The sequence below is a fragment of the Cohaesibacter marisflavi genome, assembly GCF_900115225.1.
Taxonomy (GTDB): Bacteria; Pseudomonadota; Alphaproteobacteria; order Rhizobiales; family Cohaesibacteraceae; genus Cohaesibacter; species Cohaesibacter marisflavi.
In genome coordinates this window covers 142,636-159,885 of the sequence record NZ_FOVR01000009.1, presented here as the reverse complement: position 1 = coordinate 159,885, position 17,250 = coordinate 142,636, and the positions used below count along the sequence as shown (strand labels likewise).

Here is a 17,250-nt window from a genome sequence, read left to right as displayed (position 1 = left end):
CCGCTATTATCGGCAAAACTGATCACGATCGCGTTGGAGAATAGTAAGTGATGAAAATTTATGCAGAAAAGGCGTTGCTGCCGAATGGCTGGCAGAATGATGCTCTTGTGTCGATTGGCGCGGATGGCAAGATAGCACAGATCGAGAGCGATGTTGATGCCGCGCGCGCAAGCGAGGCTGAGAGCAGAGTGGATATTCTGTTGCCTGCGCCGACCAATCTGCATAGCCATGCCTTCCAACGCGCCATGGCCGGCATGAGCGAGAAACGCGGGCCCGAACCGCTCGATACCTTCTGGACCTGGCGCCAGATCATGTATCGCTTCCTTGATATTCTGACGCCCGACGACATTGAAGCCATTACGAGCTTTGTGCAGATGGAAATGCTGGAAGCGGGCTATGCCTGCAACACCGAATTCCATTATGTGCATCATCAAGCGGACGGGACGCCCTATGACAATCTGGCCGAACTGTCCGAGCGGGTGGTTTCTGCCGCCGAGACATCCGGCATCGGATTGACGCTGCTGCCTGTGCTTTATCAATATGGCGGCTGTGATCAGCGGCCTCTCGGGGCTGGGCAGATCCGGTTTGGCAATGATTTCGAGCGCTTTGCACGACTGCATGAAGGAGCGTCAAAGGCTGTGGCGCATCTTGGGGGCGATAGCCTCATTGGCGTTGCACCCCATTCTCTGCGGGCTGTTTCGCCCGATGCTCTGGCCTCTTGTGTGGCCTTGGTAGGAGAGCGCCCGTTGCATATGCATTTGGCCGAGCAGGTCAAGGAAGTGGAAGAAGTGGAAGCTGCCTGGGGCAAACGGCCCGTCGACTGGCTGCTTGATACCCATGATGTGGCGTCGAACTGGTGTCTTATCCATTGCACGCAGATGAGCGACGACGAGACTGACGCGCTTGCGGCAACCGGTGCTGTTGCCGGACTTTGCCCGATGACTGAATCCAGCCTTGGGGATGGTATCTTCAATGGGGTGCGCTATCTGGCCAAGGGCGGCAAGCTGGGGCTCGGGTCGGATTCCAACATCCGCATTTCCCTGTCTGAAGAATTGAGAACGCTGGAATATTCGCAGCGTTTGCGTGATCGTTGCCGGGCGAGTGTTGCCACAGCGGAGCGCTCCACAGGGCGGGTGCTGTTTGATGCGGCCGTAACCGGTGGGGCTCAGGCTGCTGGTCGTGCTGCCGGAGCGCTTGCCGAGGGGCACTATGCAGACCTGCTGGCGCTTGATGCATCATCTGTGATGCTGGATGGCTGCGCGGGGGACGAAATTCTGGATAGCTGGATTTTTGCTGGCGATGATCGTTTGATAACAGATGTCTGGTCTGCGGGGCGGCATTTGGTTATAGATGGAAAACACACGAGGGGAGAAGAGATTCGCGCACGCTATATCCAGGTAATGAGACGGCTGAGGCAGGAATTTTGAGCGAGAAGACAAAAGAGGGTACCAGTTGGACCCAGATCAGAGAAGAAGTGCTTCGGCGGATCAATGAGCGAATTTGGCAGCCCGGTGAGATAATTCCCAATGAGTCAGAGCTGGCCGAGGAATTTCACTGCGCCAGAACGACGGTCAACCGTGCCCTTCGAGAGCTGGCGACATCAGGCATCGTGACGCGCAAGCGCAAGGCGGGCACTCGGGTTGCCGTCAATCCGCCACACAAGGCAATCCTGACCATTCCGATCATTCGCGAGGAAGTCGAGGCCAAGGGTGCATTCTATCGGCAGAATCTGCTGATCCGTGAAAATCGTTCCCTGCCTGCCTTTTTGGCTGGGGCCTTCCGTGTCGGTGATGATACGCCGCTTCTTTACACCGAGACTGTGCATTTTTACGACAATCAGCCCTTTATCTATGAAGAACGCTATACCAGCCTTGATGCGGTTCCTGATTTCGAGGCTGCCGATCTGGAAAAGGTGACGGCAAACGAATGGCTCGTTCAGAATGCGCCTTATTCGGGTGGCGATGCGAGTTTCTTTGCCGTTTCGGCCGATGCCAAGCTGGCCAGAGCCTTTGATATTCCTATCGGCGGCGCCTTGTTTGCAACCGAGCGCAATACATGGTTTGCGGAAAAACCGATCACCCATGTGCGGCTGGTTTATCATCCCGGCTACCGGATGCGCACCAGCTTCTAGGCTGCATCTTCCTTGCCTCTATCTTGCTTCTGGCATCTATTCGGGCTCTCAGGAGCGAATGCACCGGATCGTGGGCCTCTGTTTTTTAACAGGGGTCTTTTGGTTAAGTGTGGCCACTTTTTTCAGTTGCTTGGTTGCGCTATTTTGCTTGTGTCGGGCCCAAGATGGATGAGCCCCTGTTTTTGATCACGCATTGCTGCTTGGACTATCATGATTATTCATCCCGTTATCAAGGGGCAGGTTGCCAAATCCTGCCACCCGGTTGGCTGTGGCCAGGCGGTTGCTGAACAGATTGCATATGTGAGCCGCGCCCCGCAAATTGCCAAAGGGCCACGCAAGGTTCTGGTGTTGGGGGCGTCTTCGGGCTTCGGGCTTGCCTCGCGGATCTCATTGGCCTTTGGCGGAGCACGGGCCGATACCATCGGTGTCGCCTTCGAGCGCGGGCCTTCGGACAAGGGCGTCGGCTCGGCCGGCTGGTATAATCTCATTCATTTCAGTCACATGGCCCGCAAGGAAGGGCTGATCGCGCGCAATTTTGTTGGCGACGCCTTTGCTCCGGACATGCGGGCGAAAGTCGCTGACTATATTCGCAATGAATTTGGCGGATCGGTGGATCTGGTGGTTTATTCTCTGGCCACCGGAGCAAGGCCCGATCCGGAAACGGGTGAACTCGTGCGTTCCACCATCAAGCCGATAGGAACTGCGACGCGCGGCTATACCATCAATCTGGAAAAGGATTTTCTGGAAGAGCAATGTCTGGAACCTGCGACAGATCAGGAGATCAAGGATACCGTCAAGGTGATGGGTGGCGAGGACTGGCAAAGCTGGATATCGTTTCTGAAAGGCGAAGGTCTGCTCGCGGAAGGCTTTGAAACGCTGGCCTTTTCCTATATCGGGCCGGAACGCACTTACGACATCTACCATCATGGCACGCTCGGGCGGGCCAAGGCTGATCTGCATCAAACCGCAGACCGGATTGATGCGGCGCTGAAGGCGCAAAAGGGTCAGGCCCATGTGGTTGTCTGCAAGGCTCTGGTGACAAAGGCCAGTGTGTTTATTCCAGGTCTGTCGCCCTATCTGCTGGCGCTGTTTCGCGTGATGAAGGAAATGGGACTGCATGAAGGCTGCATCGAGCAGATGCAGCGGCTTTATGCGGACACACTCTACCGCGCGGATGGCACCATTCCGGTTGATGCCGAGCGGTTGGTGCGAATTGACGACAGGGAGCAGCGCGCCGATGTGCAGGAGAAGGTTGCCGCGCTTCTGGACAAGATGACACCTGAGACCTTCCGCTCCATCGGTGATTATGAAGGCTACAAGGGCGACTTCATGAAGCTCAACGGCTTCGGACTGGAGAGCGTCGACTATGAGGCGGATGTGGATCTTGACCGCTACAGGATGGAATAGGGAGCTGGCGGGTTTCGCGGCGGCGTCCCTGTTTGATTCTGGCTTGCCAGCCCTTCACGCCTTTTGAGGGTTGAAAATGCCCTCTCAGGGTAATCACATATTGTTTCAAATTGTGTTGGAAATGGTAATGTTCGACCGTCTCGCAAGGTCAAGGTAAGCGGTTTTTTGCTCCAGAATTTCTTGAAAGTTCAATATTTACAATAACTTGTTTGATTTTCTTGGATTTTGTGTGGGGTTGCTCTTGATGACGCTTTTGGGTGTCTTGATGTTCACTCCTGCCCGGGCGCCTCTGTTGGCATTTCACGATTTGTCCCATATATTTAACTAACATGTTCAGCGAACATTTTGATTGCTCCGCGTCGGTAAGATTGAAGCAGATCTTGCCGGGAGTTGTAGGTGGATGTGGATCTTGGACAGCCCTGTCACAAATCCACACTGTGCCGTCATTTTGTCATATTGAAGTTTGGAACGCGTGGTATCTAAGGCGGCCTTTCGGGTCTTGAAGACTTGAGGCGCTTGTTGAGTTTTGAATCAATTGGAGTTTTGACGCATTCATCCGTGACCTTTTGATGAAGGCGTATTGTCTCCGGTGTCTTGGGACCATCCGTTCAGGATGAAGAAGTGGATCGATTGGCGATGGGTTGGCAAGGACAAGTCCTGAAATATAGTGCATTTCTCGACAAACGGAATTTTTTGGCTCCGGTGCCCGATAATGAGGCTCCGAGACAGGACGTGCGCGAGGAAAAGGCTGTGGCTCCTGCCGGCAAGGCCATGATCGTGGGTGTGAGCTCGCGGCGTTCCATCGGCTTCGGTATTGCTGAACATCTGGCTGACCATGGTTGGAATACCGTGGTGACAACGCGTCGCAAAGACAAGTTCATGCATATTTCTCAGCGTCACGAGGTGCGTGAGCTCGATTATCAGAGATCTTTTGATGATCTGGATGATCTCAATGATGTGACCGGTCTTGTCTATTGCATCGCCAAGTCGAATGTGACGACGACCAAGGGTCTGCTTGGCACCAGCCGCGATGAATTTTTGCAGACGATGAGCGATAGCTGCTATTCCTACATCGCCGTGATCGATGAAGCGCTCAAGCGGAATCCCAATATCAAGTCGATTGTCGGGTTGTCTTTCCTCGGTGGGGAGAAGGTTATTCCCGGCTATGATGCGATCGGGGTGGCCAAGGCTGCGCTTGAACAGACCAACCGTATTCTTGCCTGTGAGCTCGGAGATCGCGGCATTCGCGCCAATATCGTTTCTGCCGGTTCGCTGCGCACGCCAGCCTCGCGCGTGTTGCCTGATTTCAGCAAGGTGCATTCCATCTTGAGCCGCCGGTCCTTCCTGCGGCGTCCGGTGACCACTGAAGAGATTGCGGGTAGCGTGGAATTTCTGCTGAGCGATGCTTCGGGCGGGATGACCGGAGAGGTGATCTATGTGAATGGCGGTCTCAACCATTCCATGATGCTCTGATGCACCCAGTCGTGTGTATCTGGTTTGATCCGCGCCGATAACGCTCAGTCGGGATATGAAAAAGGCCTCCATTCGGAGGCCTTGTTTGCTTACTCATTCACCTTCTTGATGAATTCCGATTTCAGCCCCATTGGGCCAATGCCCGGAATGCGGCAATCGATGTCATGGTCGCCGCCAACGACGCGAATATTCTTCACCTTGGTGCCGACCTTGACGACATCGTTGGTGCCCTTGATCTTGAGATCCTTGATGACAGTGACGGTGTCGCCATCGGCAAGCGGGGTGCCGTTTGCGTCCCGAACAATCTCTTCGCCATCTTCTTCTGTCGCCTGTGTGAGCGACCACTCGTGGGCGCATTCAGGGCAGATCAGCAGGGCGCCGTCTTCGTAAGTGTAGGTGCTGCCGCATTGCGGGCAGGGTGGTAGTTCGCTCATGGCGGGTCCTATCTCTCTTTGCCCATAGGGCAGGGGCTTGGTTGGTGTCTCAGTGCCACGTTGTCTCATCGAGTACAACAGGGATTTGCGCTTTCCTTGGCGTTTGGCGCGAAAAACCCGCCCCTGTCGGGAGGCGGGCTCTTTCAAGTTCTGATTTTTGGGCTTTTCTTTGGCCTGTTAAATGCCGCCAAGGCACACATATTTGACTTCGAGATAGTCCTCGATGCCATATTTGGAGCCTTCACGGCCAAGACCGGACTGCTTGATGCCGCCGAACGGAGCCACCTCAGTAGAGATAAGGCCGGTATTGACGCCAACCATGCCGGTTTCAATCGCTTCAGCAACGCGCCAGACGCGGGAGAGATCATTGGCGAAGAAATAGCCAGCAAGGCCGAATTCGGTGTCGTTCGCCAACGTAATGACTTCCTCTTCGGTTTTGAAGCGGATGAGCGGGGCGACCGGTCCGAAGGTTTCCTCGTTGGAGACGAGCGCGTCAGCCGGGACGTCCGCAATGACCGTCGGTTCAAAGAAGGTGCCGTCAAGGCGAGAGCCACCGGTGAGCACCTTGGCGCCTTTTTCCGAGGCATCCTTTAAATGGGTCTCGACCTTTTCAACGGCATCCATATTGATGAGCGGACCGACGGTGACGCCTTCGTCCATGCCGTTGCCGGGTTTAAGTTTCGCCACGGCTGCGGTGAGTTTTTCGGCAAAGGCATCATAGACGCCTTCCTGCACATAGAGGCGGTTGGCACAGACGCAGGTCTGGCCATTGTTGCGATATTTGGCGATCATGGCGCCTTCCACGGCGGCGTCCAGATCGGCATCGTCGAAAACGATGAAGGGGGCGTTGCCACCAAGCTCCATGCTCATCTTCTTGATGCTGTCTGCGCACTGGCGCATGAGGATTTTGCCCACGCGGGTGGAGCCGGTGAAGGTGATCTTGGAAATTTTCGGATTGGCGCACAGCTCTTGCCCTGTTGCGGCAGAATGGCTGTTCGGCACCACATTGAAGACGCCTTTTGGCACGCCTGCGCGCTCGGCCAGAACAGCCATGGCCATGGCAGACAGTGGCGTAAGTTCTGCCGGGCGCGCCACAAAGGCGCAGCCCACAGCCAGCGCCGGAGCGACCTTGCGGGCAATCATGGCGTTGGGGAAGTTCCAGGGTGTGATGGAGCCGACGACGCCAACTGGCTGCTTGAGCACCATGATGCGCTTGTCGCGCTGATGGCCGGGAATGATATCGCCATAAACCCGTTTGGCTTCCTCGGAGAACCATTCGATGAAGGAGGCGCCATAATGAATTTCTCCAATGGCTTCAGGCAGGGGCTTGCCCATTTCTGCGCACAGGATCTGGCCGAGATCGTCGGCATTTTCGACCATCAGGTCGAACCATTTGCGCAAGATGGTGCCACGTTCCTTGCCCGTGCGCTTGGCCCATTCCTTCTGGGCTTCATAGGCAGCATCAATGGCGGCCTTGACATCGTCAATGCTGCAATCGGAAACCTTGGCGATTACGTCGCCCGTCGCGGGGTTGGTGACATCGAAAGTGGCGTCGAGTTGTTTCCATTCGCCATTAATATAGGCGCGGGGTTCTAGAAGGCTTTTGTCTTTAAGGTTCATGTCATTATGTCTTTCGCGCGGTAAATTTGTCCGGGTCGATATCTGACAGGCCCGGTGCGTCTTGAAAATCGTGTTGACCCTAAGGGATCACCTTCAGTATCGCAAGCCATGCCTATTGATGACGGTTATTGTGTGAAGGGCGCGCAAAAGAGGGGGCAATAAAAAAGGCCGCCATGGGCGACCTTTTATCGTGTTTTTGCTTTGTATGGGCGAAGGGATCAGGAACCGACAACCTTGCGGATGTCTTCAAAGAAGCCGCTGACGCTTCTGCGCAGGTTGCTGGATTCGTTGGTCAGCTCGCTTGCAGATTCACTAACGTGACGAGCTGCTTCGCCGGTTTCACTAGCCGAGGTGGAGACGCCTGCAATGTTGGAAGAAACTTCCCGCGTGCCTGCGGAGGCTTCCTGAATGTTGCGTGCGATTTCCTGAGTGGCTTGCCCTTGCTGCTGCACCGCTTCGGTGATGGCAGCGGCAATCTGGTTCATATGTTCGATGGTGGCCGAGATTTCGCCGATAGCGGTAACCGCTCCATCGGTTTCGTTCTGAACCGCTTGAATCTGCTGTGCGATCTCGTCCGTTGCCTTGGAAGTCTGCTCCGCAAGGCCTTTGACCTCTGCGGCGACAACCGCAAAGCCCTTGCCAGCTTCGCCAGCGCGTGCGGCCTCGATGGTCGCGTTGAGTGCGAGCAGGTTGGTCTGTTCGGCCACATCCGTGATCAGCTTGACCACCTCTCCGATGCGGGTTGCCGCGTTGGAAAGGCCTTCGATCTTGCTGTTGGTGCGATTGGCCTGCATCACCGCCTCGGACGCAATCTGGTTGGATTGATCCACCTGACGGTTGATTTCATTGACCGAAGCGAATAGCTCCTCGGCAGCCGATGCAACGGCTTCCACGTTGGCTGAGGCCTCTTCGGAGGCCGCTGCCACAGCGTTGGACCTCATGGAGGTGCTGTCAGCGCCCTGTGTCAATTGTTGTGAGGTCAGATCCAGACGCTCAACAGAGCTGGAAACCGTATCCAGCAGGCCAGAGATCTGGGCATCGAAAGCCTGGGCGAGTTCGTTGACCTTGGCTGCCCGACGCAACTGTTCCTCTTTTTCCTTCTCCTGCTCCTTGGTGAGCTGTTCGGCCCGCAGGGAGCTTTCGCGGAAGATTTCAAGAGCATGGTTGATCTGGCCGATTTCATCCTTGCGGTTGAGATAGCCAATGGTGACGTCATACTGGCGATTGATCAGGGCCTTGATGGTTTCGGTGGTCGCAGCCAATGGCTTGCGGATCACGGATTGACCGACAAGGAACAGGGCCAAGGAGACGGCAAGGATCAGAACCAGACCCGTGATGACGACAGACATGGTGATCTGACGGCTTGCCGCATAGACGCTATCAACCGGAATGGAAACGATGAGGGCAAGGGAATTGCCCGTGTTGCCAACGGGAACCGGATCGATAAACCGGATGACGTCTGTAGCCAGAGTGTTGGAGTATCCCTCGAAGGTCAACGGCTTGCCAGACTTGATGGCGTTGAACAGTTCGGCCTGATGAGACAGATCCGCTTCGCTGCGTCCCTCGTTCCAGTTTTTGCCAAGAAGAGTGCTGTCCGAATGGGCAATCCATTTGCCTTCTTGCGAAATAAGCTGCACGGTGCCGCTGCCAAGAGGCTTTATCGAAGACAGATAATCTGAAAGCTCGGTCAGGATAATATCTGTACCGGCTACACCGATGATGTTGTCGCTGGCGTCCTTGATGGGAACAGCCAGAGAAACACCGGTCACGGTCTTGCCGCCCATGTCCCAACTGTAGGGCTCAGTGGCGTAAGGCTTGCCGCTATCATAGGCGCCATAGAACCAGCTCAGCTCTTCGCGGGATTTGCTATCCATATCCGCGATGGTGCGGAAACCGATAGAACCGTCCGGGTTACGGAAGAAATATGGGCGCCAGACGCCCGAGGCATCATGATACTCGGAATTGGCGGCCTTTGTGTCTTCACCATCAAGCTTGTTGTCGATGACGGCGCCCCATGTGCCGGAAAGCTCAGGAGTCTTTTCCAGCATATGCAGCAGCATACCCGACCAGGCTTGCCGGTTGGTCATGTCATCCTGCTTTAGGCTTGTAAGAGCGTTGGCAATGTTGCCAGCAGAGGTCAGGCCATATTGCAGAGTATTCTTGACCTCTGCAACTTGCGTTTCGGTAACGGCCTTGGCTTCCCTGAAGGTCGTTTCCTTGGTGATGGAGGAGCTTTGCCAACCGATAAATGTAATGCCTGCAGCGAGGACCACGATAAGGGTCAATATGCTTGCTACGAGCATTTTGGTTGTTATCATCATTCTTGAAAACATGGCGCAGATCTCTTTTTCGGTGCTACCGGGCGTTTTTACTGGTTATTGATAATTTTGCTTAGGTAAGAGTGTAGCGAATTTTCCTTAAGTATTTGTTTCTGTGATTTCTGATATCCGAATGTGTGAATTCAATTTTTGTTTTCTTTCCTTTGGCTAAAACCTTTGCGTGTCTTGGTGTCTCTTTGAGTTGTATTTGGTGTACTTGGCGCTTTGTGCAATCTGCGTGAGGAGATTCGCAAGGAAAGGCATTCTGGGCAGGTCTTGCACCGCCAGCTTCCGGCAATTTCCTGCAACTGACAAATCTTGCCATGTTTGAGGGTGGCATGCGACGGATGTTGAATTGGAATAAGGCCTTAGAGTGACTAGACACTTGATCGAAAAAAGAGCGTGCTCAATAACAAGGGCGTCAATGGCAAATAACGGCGAATGACATCATTTTGCTAACTTGAATGTCAATCAGTGGTTGACGCATAGTGCTCTTGCTCACTTCGGGCTTTTCCTTGAGGGAGAGGTTGCGGAGCTCATTTTTCCTGACCCGGCAGGGGAGCTGCCTGATGGTCAGGAATTCGGGAACCGGAAAGGTAAATCATATGGCCGATCAGTCTAACCCAGATATCATCTATACTATTGTGGACGAAGCGCCGGAATTGGCGAGCGCATCCTTCTTGCCGATCATACGGTCTTTCGCTGATGCTGCTGGCATCAAGGTCGGTACAAAGGACATTTCCCTTGCCGGGCGTATCATTGCAACTTTCCCGGAAAAGCTGACCGAAGAACAGCGCCAGAGTGATGATCTGGCTGAACTTGGCGAACTGGTTAAAACACCCGGCGCCAATGTTATCAAGCTTCCGAATATTTCCGCCTCCGTGCCACAGCTTGTTGCGGCCATCGAAGAGCTGAAGGCACAGGGCTATGATCTGCCGGACTATCCTGCCGAGCCGAAAACTGATGAAGAAAAGGCCGTGCGTGCGCGCTATGACGGGATCAAGGGCTCTGCCGTGAACCCGGTTCTGCGCGAAGGCAACTCCGATCGTCGTGCAGCCAAGGCCGTCAAGAATTACGCGCAGAAGAACCCGCATTCCATGGGCAAATGGTCCTCTGACAGCAAGACCCATGTGTCTTCCATGCCGGGTGATGATTTCTATGCCAACGAGGCATCCGCAACGCTTTCTGCTGATCAGGCAGGCGCTGCAAAAATCGAATTCGTTGCCAAGGATGGCAGCATCTCGATTCTAAAGGATGGCTGGATGCTCACCGATGGCGAAGTTGTCGATGCAACCTTCCTGTCGGCCAAGGCGCTGGATGCCTTTCTCGCTAACGAAATCGAGAAGACCAAGAATGACGGCATCATGTTCTCGCTGCATATGAAAGCGACCATGATGAAAGTCTCTGACCCGATCATCTTCGGCCATGCGGTCAAGGCATGGATGGGGCCGATCTTCGAAAAATATGGTGAAGCTTTCGCCAGCGCAGGCATTTCGCCCAATTCCGGTATGGGCGATGTACTCGCTCGCATCGCAAGTCTGCCCAATGCTGCTGAAATTCAGGCCGAGATCGACGCTTTGGCTGCGGACCGTCCGGCAATCTATATGGTTGATAGCGACAAGGGCATCACCAACCTGCATGTGCCGTCCGACGTGATCATTGATGCTTCCATGCCAGCGCTCATTCGCGCCGGTGGCAAGGGCTGGGATGCCAAGGGTGAGAAGGGCGACGTCAATTGCGTCATCCCGGACAATTGCTATGCATCCATCTATGATGAGGCCATCAGTTTCTTCAAAGCCAACGGGGCGCTTGATCCGTCAACCGCCGGTACCGTGCAGAATGTAGGCCTCATGGCGCAGAAGGCCGAGGAATATGGCTCTCATCCGACGACCTTTGAAGCTCCTGCCGATGGCACCATCCGTATTGTTCTGGCCAATGGTGATGTTCTGCATAGCCATGAAGTGGAAGCTGGCGATATCTGGCGCTCTTCCACTGCTAAAAAGGCGCCGATTGAAAACTGGATCCAGCTTGCGCTTGATCGTCAGCGCTTGACCGGCTTTGAAGCCATCTTCTGGCTTGATGCCAATCGCGCCCATGATGCAGAGCTGATCAACTATGTGAAACCTGCTCTGGAGGCTGCTGGCGTGGCCGACAAGTTCCAGATCATGGCACCGCGTGAAGCAACCCGCGCCTCGCTTGAAACCATCACAGCGGGTAAGGATAGCATCGCTATCACCGGCAATGTGCTGCGTGACTATCTCACGGACCTGTTCCCGATCCTTGAGTTGGGTACGTCGGCCAAGATGCTCTCCATCGTCAAACTGATGAATGGTGGAGGTCTGTTTGAAACCGGTGCTGGCGGCTCGGCTCCAAAGCATGTTCAGCAGCTGATCGAGCAGAACCATCTGCGCTGGGATTCCATGGGTGAATTCTGCGCTCTTGGCGAGAGCCTGAATTTCCTTGCTGATAGCAAGGGCAACAGTAAGGCTGCTGTGCTCGGCGCTGCGGCTGAGGCTGCTACTCAGGGCATTCTGGACAATAACAGGTCACCATCGCGCAAGGTTGGTGAGCCGGATAACCGCGACAGCCACTATTGGTTTGCCCGCTATTGGGCCGATGCTCTGGCTGCACAGTCCGATGACTCTGAGCTGGCAGCACATTTTGCTCCGATTGCCAAGGCGCTTGCCGAGAAGGAAAGCGACATCCTCAAGGAATTGGCTGAGGCGCAAGGCGGGGCTGGTGATATCGGTGGTTACTATCACCCATCCGTAGAGAAGAAAGCGGCCGTCATGCGTCCAAGTGCGACTCTGAACGCAATCTTCAGCTAAGCGCGGATAATAGTCCAACACCTGCCTTACGCAGGTTAGCAAGACAAATGGCACCCGGATTTGGTCCGGGTGCTTTTTTTATGAAAAGCTTCAGCCCCGGCTGTGCGCGTTTGATCAGATGTTTCTGAAGATCATATCCAATCAGGTGAGATATGAGCTTGTTGCATAGCTTCTATCATCCAGGCGTCGCTATTCGTGAAAACGACTATATGCTAGAAGACTGCCGGAAGTGACCATTAGCATTGACCATCTATTTGACTTTCCGCCCTGGAATGTGGCATTTGAGCCATACCAAGGTCTAACTCACTTACGCCTGTGTGCTAGTCTGAATTAATCGGTGGACATACGCCGGAACCGACGCGTTATGACGAATCTGTCATATCTGCGCGATCCTGCGTCGCTAATACCCGTGCAGAAACGCAACTTGGAGAAATATATATGATCCGTATCGGTCTTTTGGGAGCTGGCCGTATTGGCCAAATTCATGCCAGATCAGTCAATGCGCTCGACAATGTTGAAATTGTCGCGATTCATGATCCGGCCGATGAGGCTGCCGCATATGTTCAAGCCATGACCGGCGCAGCCCGTGCGTCGCTATTGGAAATCGTGGACGACCCCGATATCGATGCTGTGATCATTGCTTCGCCTGCAATGCAGCATGCAGAGCAGATTATGGAAGCGGCTAATGGGGGCAAGCATATTTTCTGCGAAAAGCCGATCGATCTCGACATGAACAAGGTGCGTGAATGCGTGGCTGCCGTTGAGAAGGCCGGTGTGAAAATGATGGTTGGTTTCAACCACCGTTTCGATACCAACTTCAATGCGGTCAAGCGCAACATCGAAAATGGCGAAGTCGGGGAAGTTGAACTCGTTCAGATCACCTCGCGTGACCCGTCCGCCCCATCCATGGATTATCTGAAATCATCCGGCGGCATTTTCGTCGACATGATGATTCATGACTTCGACATGGCGCGCTATGTTCTCGACGATGAGATTGTTGAAGTCTATGCCACCGGTTCCGTGCTGACCGATCCGGCAATCGGCAAGATTGGCGATCTGGATACCGCGACCGCAACGCTGAAGTCTGCCAAGGGCCGCGTTGCCGTGATTACCAACAGCCGCCGCTCCAGTTATGGCTATGACCAGCGCGTCGAAGTGCATGGCTCCAAGGGCATGGTTCGGGCGAACAACCTGCGTGGCACGTCGGTTACGCTGGCCAACTCCACCGGCTATCGCAGCGATCCGCTGCTCGACTATTTCCAGGAGCGTTATGCCGTTTCCTATAAGGCCGAGTTGCAGACTTTCTGCCGCGTGATTTCCGGTCAGGACGAAAAGCACCCAGACCATATTGATGGTCTGAAGGCTATCGAACTGGCAGAGGCAGCCTGGGAATCCTACAGAAAAGGCCGCATGATCAAGATCGGCGAATAGCATCCGGGCAAGAATAGCTTCATGAAACAGGAAAAGGCCGCGTGAGCGGCCTTTTTTATTCCTCCCGATTGTTATCGTGGCAGCTCTATGTGGTGCTGCCACAGAATAAGTCGTAAACGAGGTCCATGACCCGTTTTGCCCGATTGTCGGTGAGGTGATAGTAAATCGATTTACCTTCTCGGCGTGATTCAATTAAACCCTCAAGACGTAGTCGAGAGAGCTGCTGGGAAACAGCAGCCTGACGAGCTGACAATAAATCTTCCAATTCAGTAACCGATTTTTCGCCTGTTGCTAGATGGCAAAGAATCATCAGTCGTCCGTCATGTCCGATTGCCTTGAGGAAGCTGGAGGCTTGCGATGCAACGCCCGCCATTTTTTCCAAGGAAGTCTCGTCGATATCCTCACTGAAAATGCGTGTGGACATTCAATGTCACCATATTTGTTTTTATAGTTGAGGCTGTAATGCTGGTTGAAAACCCGCAATTTGTCTTGGCGACGCCGCGACTCACTAAGCAGATCACATTCTTCAGCTGTTTGGATACCGCGATACTACTAAGAATCCACAAGCTATATAGATTTTACCGGGCTTTTACCTCGTCAAGATTGCCAAGTTCTGTTGTTTTGCGGGATAAACAGGGGGGCATTGAAGGTGTTTACTTGCCTAAAAATCATGAGTCGAACTGATCTCTTGCTCAACCGATTTGGCGCTGTTTCCCCTCCGCGCTGACCGTTGTGCTGAGTGAAAGATAGGATGCAAACTGATCGCTTTTCATGGGTTTGCCAAATAGGAAGCCTTGCCCCTGATGGCAGCCAGCAACACGCAAGACATCGGCCTGTTGTTGGTTTTCCATGCCTTCGGCAACGATCTTCATATCAAAGCCATGGGCGAGTGCTGTTACCGCATTGATGACGGCCATGGAATCCGCTGAGTAGGGCAGATCTTTGACAAAGGCGCGGTCTATCTTGATCTTGTCCAGAGGGAACCGATGAATATAGCTCAGGGATGAGTAGCCCGTGCCGAAATCATCCAGTGCGATCTTGATGCCCCTGTTTCTGATGGCAGTGAGTTGCTCAAGAACGGCTTCGGGATCTGCTATGAAAAGAGATTCCGTGATCTCGATATGAAGGCGGTCATGCGGCAGTCCGGAAAACGCCAGAGCCTCCTCAATCTCTTCAAGAATGTTGGAGCGCTGGAACTGTACCGCTGAAATATTGACCGCGACAGGCACCGGCTTTGGCCAACTCATCGCCTGAGAACAAGCTGTTCTTAAAAGCCAGTGGCCCAGCTCGACAATCTTGCCTGTTTCTTCCAGAATGGGAATGAAATGGTCTGGGCGAATGAGGCCCAGTTCCTTGTGGTTCCAGCGAACCAGTGCTTCGCAGCCCACGGGCTCTTCTGTTTTCAGATCGACCTGCGGCTGATAGTAAAGCTCGAATTCCTCGCGCTTGAACGCACCCGGTATCTCGTTTTCCAGAAACCGTTTGCGCTGAACGTCGGCGGCGAGACTGGTTGAATAGACGGTACAGTCTTCTCCCGTTTCCTGAGCGTGATCAAGGGCAATGATGGCTGCATTGGTCAGATCGGTGGCGCTTTTCATGGTCGCGCTGTCAAATCTGGCTCCTCCGATTTGCGAGCCAACCATGATGCTGTGCCCGCGCACGTCGAACGGAGCATCCAGACATGCTTGAACCATCTCGGCCAATGCGTGCATGTCGGACGGGCTTGCATTCCTCTTGGCAAGCAAGAAGGTCTTGCGATTGGTGCAGCAGCCAATGCAGTCAAATTGCTGCAGGGCTATGAGGGATTGGCCGATCTGACGCAAGAGGCTCTCGACATAGTCCGGGCCCAACATCTGGTTGACTTTTTCGATGCGTCTTCCCTGACAGGCCAGAATGATTGTGGTGTCTAGAGCGGCTTCGGAAGACGAAGTTTCTTCTATCTGATTGCAAAAGCCCTGCATGTTGTACAGGTTCGTGATGGGATCATGATCTGCGATGTAGGCGAGACGCTTCTGCTCCAGATAGACATCCGTGATATCGTGAAACAGAAGGGTTACGACCTTGCTTTCTTCCTGTTGCTCATCGCCATCGGGGGCAATGGAGGACGGTGTTATGGAATATTCGTAAACGCGCCTTCCGCCCCTGCGTTTGATTTCAAGCAGGTGGGTGCTCTGTCCGTTATGGTGCCAATGAATTTTGTCGAGGCATTCCCTGATCTTGCTGCCAAACTCGGATGGGATGGATTGCTCCATAAGAGCCCCTTTGTGGGCGTCATAACCGAGACGCGCGAATGTTTGCTGTGCCTGCTGACTGACGCTGAGGATGCGGCGTTCGGAATCAACAATCACAATGCCTGTCAGGCTGTCGGTGACAATGGTGTCCAGCAGATCGGATATGCTCTGGCCATGCTTGTGGGAAAGATTGAGCAGTACAGACTTGAAGCCCACTTCGGTCAGCGTCAGGGCGACACCCGTCATCAGGATGGTCGCTTGAATCATGGCCGTATCCAGCAGCCGATGATGATCGGCATAGAGGGTAAAACCCAGATATTCCACGCCAGCAGCCAGCGCGAAAAGGCCCGCTAGTCGGCCATAACTATTGAACTTTCTGAGAAGGAGGATCAATCCCATGGGCAATAGCAACAGCAGCATCAGGCCATAGGTCCAGCGCTCTGGAGCCTGATGGACATTGGTGCCCTGTAACAGATTTTCTGCGGCGATGACTTGCAATTGCGGTCCACTGAGAACGCCAAAGACGGGGACGGCCATCGTGTCGCGCAGTTCTGCTGCGCCCGCACCGACCAGGATCTTCCGGTTATCAAGCGCCCTTTCCGGGAGGGTGCCCTCCAACAGGTCTATGACCGAATAGGTGGGGATCGTGTCCGGATTGATATTGAAATTGATGATCTGCTGTTTCTCCACAATCTCCTGATATCCACTCAGGGAGCTGGTAAGGGAGGGGAGCAGCTCGTCACCAATGGTTTGCGCCAGAGGAAAGGACCGCACATAGCCATCTGAATCTGCGATCACATTGACCGTAGCCAGCCAGGCCTGTGTGGCCAGAGAAGCGATGGGCCGGTTGAAGCGTTGTTCGCCTGCCTCCATGCTCGAGGTGGCAAATTGCTGGAAAACCGCAAGGGTTACCGGCCCTTCCGCCTGTTCGAGCGCCGCGGCAAAGGCTTGATCTTCATCGGGGGTTGAACTGGATGAAAAATCGATATCGAAGGCCAGCTCCTGTGCCCCGGCCTTAAAGGCCTTATCAAGGATATCGGCATAGATCGAGCGCTTCCACGGCCAGACGCCAATGGCGGAGAGGCTCTTGTTATCAATTTCCAGAAGGACGATTTCGCCGGAAGCGGGCATGGCTCGAGTGGCCATACGATGATCCGTGAGCACATGATCAATATGGTCGAACCAGCCTTCCCTATTTGCCAGCACGCAGCAAACAAGAACGACCAGAAGCGTCAATATGCGATAGAGAGGTGCCCGCTTCATTATAAGTCCGAATTTTTTACATTATCTTCAAGCGGACTATAGAAGTGAAAAGTTGAGCAATAATGCCAGTTGCGCTGGCGACCTCTCTCTTTCTTTGGCTATGGTAAGCAGAGC

The 17,250-nt window shown here is 54.0% G+C and carries 11 protein-coding genes; 6 read left to right on the top strand and 5 right to left on the bottom strand.

What is annotated here, in order from left to right; translation table 11 throughout:
* Positions 1 to 50: 50 nt before the first annotated feature.
* The 4 genes from BM258_RS16260 to BM258_RS16245 all read left to right on the top strand — a co-directional run bounded on the left by BM258_RS16260 (position 51) and on the right by BM258_RS16245 (position 5,011).
* The gene (locus tag BM258_RS16260; protein ID WP_090074059.1) at positions 51 to 1,427 is read left to right on the top strand and encodes a formimidoylglutamate deiminase; all 1,377 of its coding nucleotides are present in this window, start codon (positions 51 to 53) and stop codon (positions 1,425 to 1,427) included.
* A complete protein-coding gene (locus tag BM258_RS16255; RefSeq protein ID WP_090074057.1) occupies positions 1,424 to 2,131 on the top strand; it encodes a GntR family transcriptional regulator in 708 nt (235 codons plus the stop codon). The genes BM258_RS16260 and BM258_RS16255 overlap by 4 nt, the downstream gene beginning before the upstream one ends.
* Before the next feature lie 210 nt (positions 2,132 to 2,341).
* Positions 2,342 to 3,538, top strand: coding sequence for an enoyl-ACP reductase FabV (gene fabV, locus BM258_RS16250; protein ID WP_090074056.1), 1,197 nt, complete (start codon positions 2,342 to 2,344; stop codon positions 3,536 to 3,538).
* A gap of 621 nt (positions 3,539 to 4,159) precedes the next feature.
* Entirely contained in the window at positions 4,160 to 5,011 is an 852-nt protein-coding gene (locus BM258_RS16245) for an enoyl-ACP reductase FabI (RefSeq protein ID WP_139229297.1), read from the top strand.
* A gap of 89 nt (positions 5,012 to 5,100) precedes the next feature.
* On the opposite strand, the gene BM258_RS16240 is transcribed toward BM258_RS16245, so the two are convergent.
* The 3 genes from BM258_RS16240 to BM258_RS16230 all read right to left on the bottom strand — a co-directional run bounded on the left by BM258_RS16240 (position 5,101) and on the right by BM258_RS16230 (position 9,398).
* On the bottom strand, positions 5,101 to 5,445 hold the full coding sequence (locus BM258_RS16240; RefSeq protein WP_090074051.1) for a zinc ribbon domain-containing protein YjdM: 345 nt from the start codon (positions 5,443 to 5,445) through the stop codon (positions 5,101 to 5,103).
* Between the two features lie 177 nt (positions 5,446 to 5,622).
* Positions 5,623 to 7,065: an NAD-dependent succinate-semialdehyde dehydrogenase gene (locus tag BM258_RS16235; RefSeq protein ID WP_090074049.1), complete on the bottom strand. Its 1,443-nt coding sequence runs from the start codon at positions 7,063 to 7,065 to the stop codon at positions 5,623 to 5,625.
* 218 nt (positions 7,066 to 7,283) lie between these two features.
* Positions 7,284 to 9,398 carry a methyl-accepting chemotaxis protein gene (locus tag BM258_RS16230; RefSeq protein ID WP_090074047.1) on the bottom strand — a complete coding sequence of 705 codons (2,115 nt, stop codon included), beginning with the start codon at positions 9,396 to 9,398 and terminating at the stop codon, positions 7,284 to 7,286.
* A 590-nt stretch (positions 9,399 to 9,988) separates the two neighbouring features.
* On the opposite strand from BM258_RS16230, the gene BM258_RS16225 reads away from it, so the two are divergent.
* Both BM258_RS16225 and iolG read left to right on the top strand, forming a co-directional pair.
* Positions 9,989 to 12,211: an NADP-dependent isocitrate dehydrogenase gene (locus BM258_RS16225; protein ID WP_090074045.1), complete on the top strand. Its 2,223-nt coding sequence runs from the start codon at positions 9,989 to 9,991 to the stop codon at positions 12,209 to 12,211.
* Positions 12,212 to 12,649: 438 nt separating this feature from the next.
* Positions 12,650 to 13,642, top strand: coding sequence for an inositol 2-dehydrogenase (iolG, locus tag BM258_RS16220; RefSeq protein WP_090074043.1), 993 nt, complete (start codon positions 12,650 to 12,652; stop codon positions 13,640 to 13,642).
* 85 nt (positions 13,643 to 13,727) lie between these two features.
* On the opposite strand, the gene BM258_RS16215 is transcribed toward iolG, so the two are convergent.
* Together BM258_RS16215 and BM258_RS16210 are read right to left on the bottom strand one after the other, a co-directional pair.
* On the bottom strand, positions 13,728 to 14,066 hold the full coding sequence (locus BM258_RS16215) for an ArsR/SmtB family transcription factor (protein WP_090074042.1): 339 nt from the start codon (positions 14,064 to 14,066) through the stop codon (positions 13,728 to 13,730).
* A 268-nt stretch (positions 14,067 to 14,334) separates the two neighbouring features.
* Positions 14,335 to 17,136 carry an EAL domain-containing protein gene (locus tag BM258_RS16210; RefSeq protein ID WP_090074040.1) on the bottom strand — a complete coding sequence of 934 codons (2,802 nt, stop codon included), beginning with the start codon at positions 17,134 to 17,136 and terminating at the stop codon, positions 14,335 to 14,337.
* Between the last annotated feature and the right edge of the window lie 114 nt (positions 17,137 to 17,250).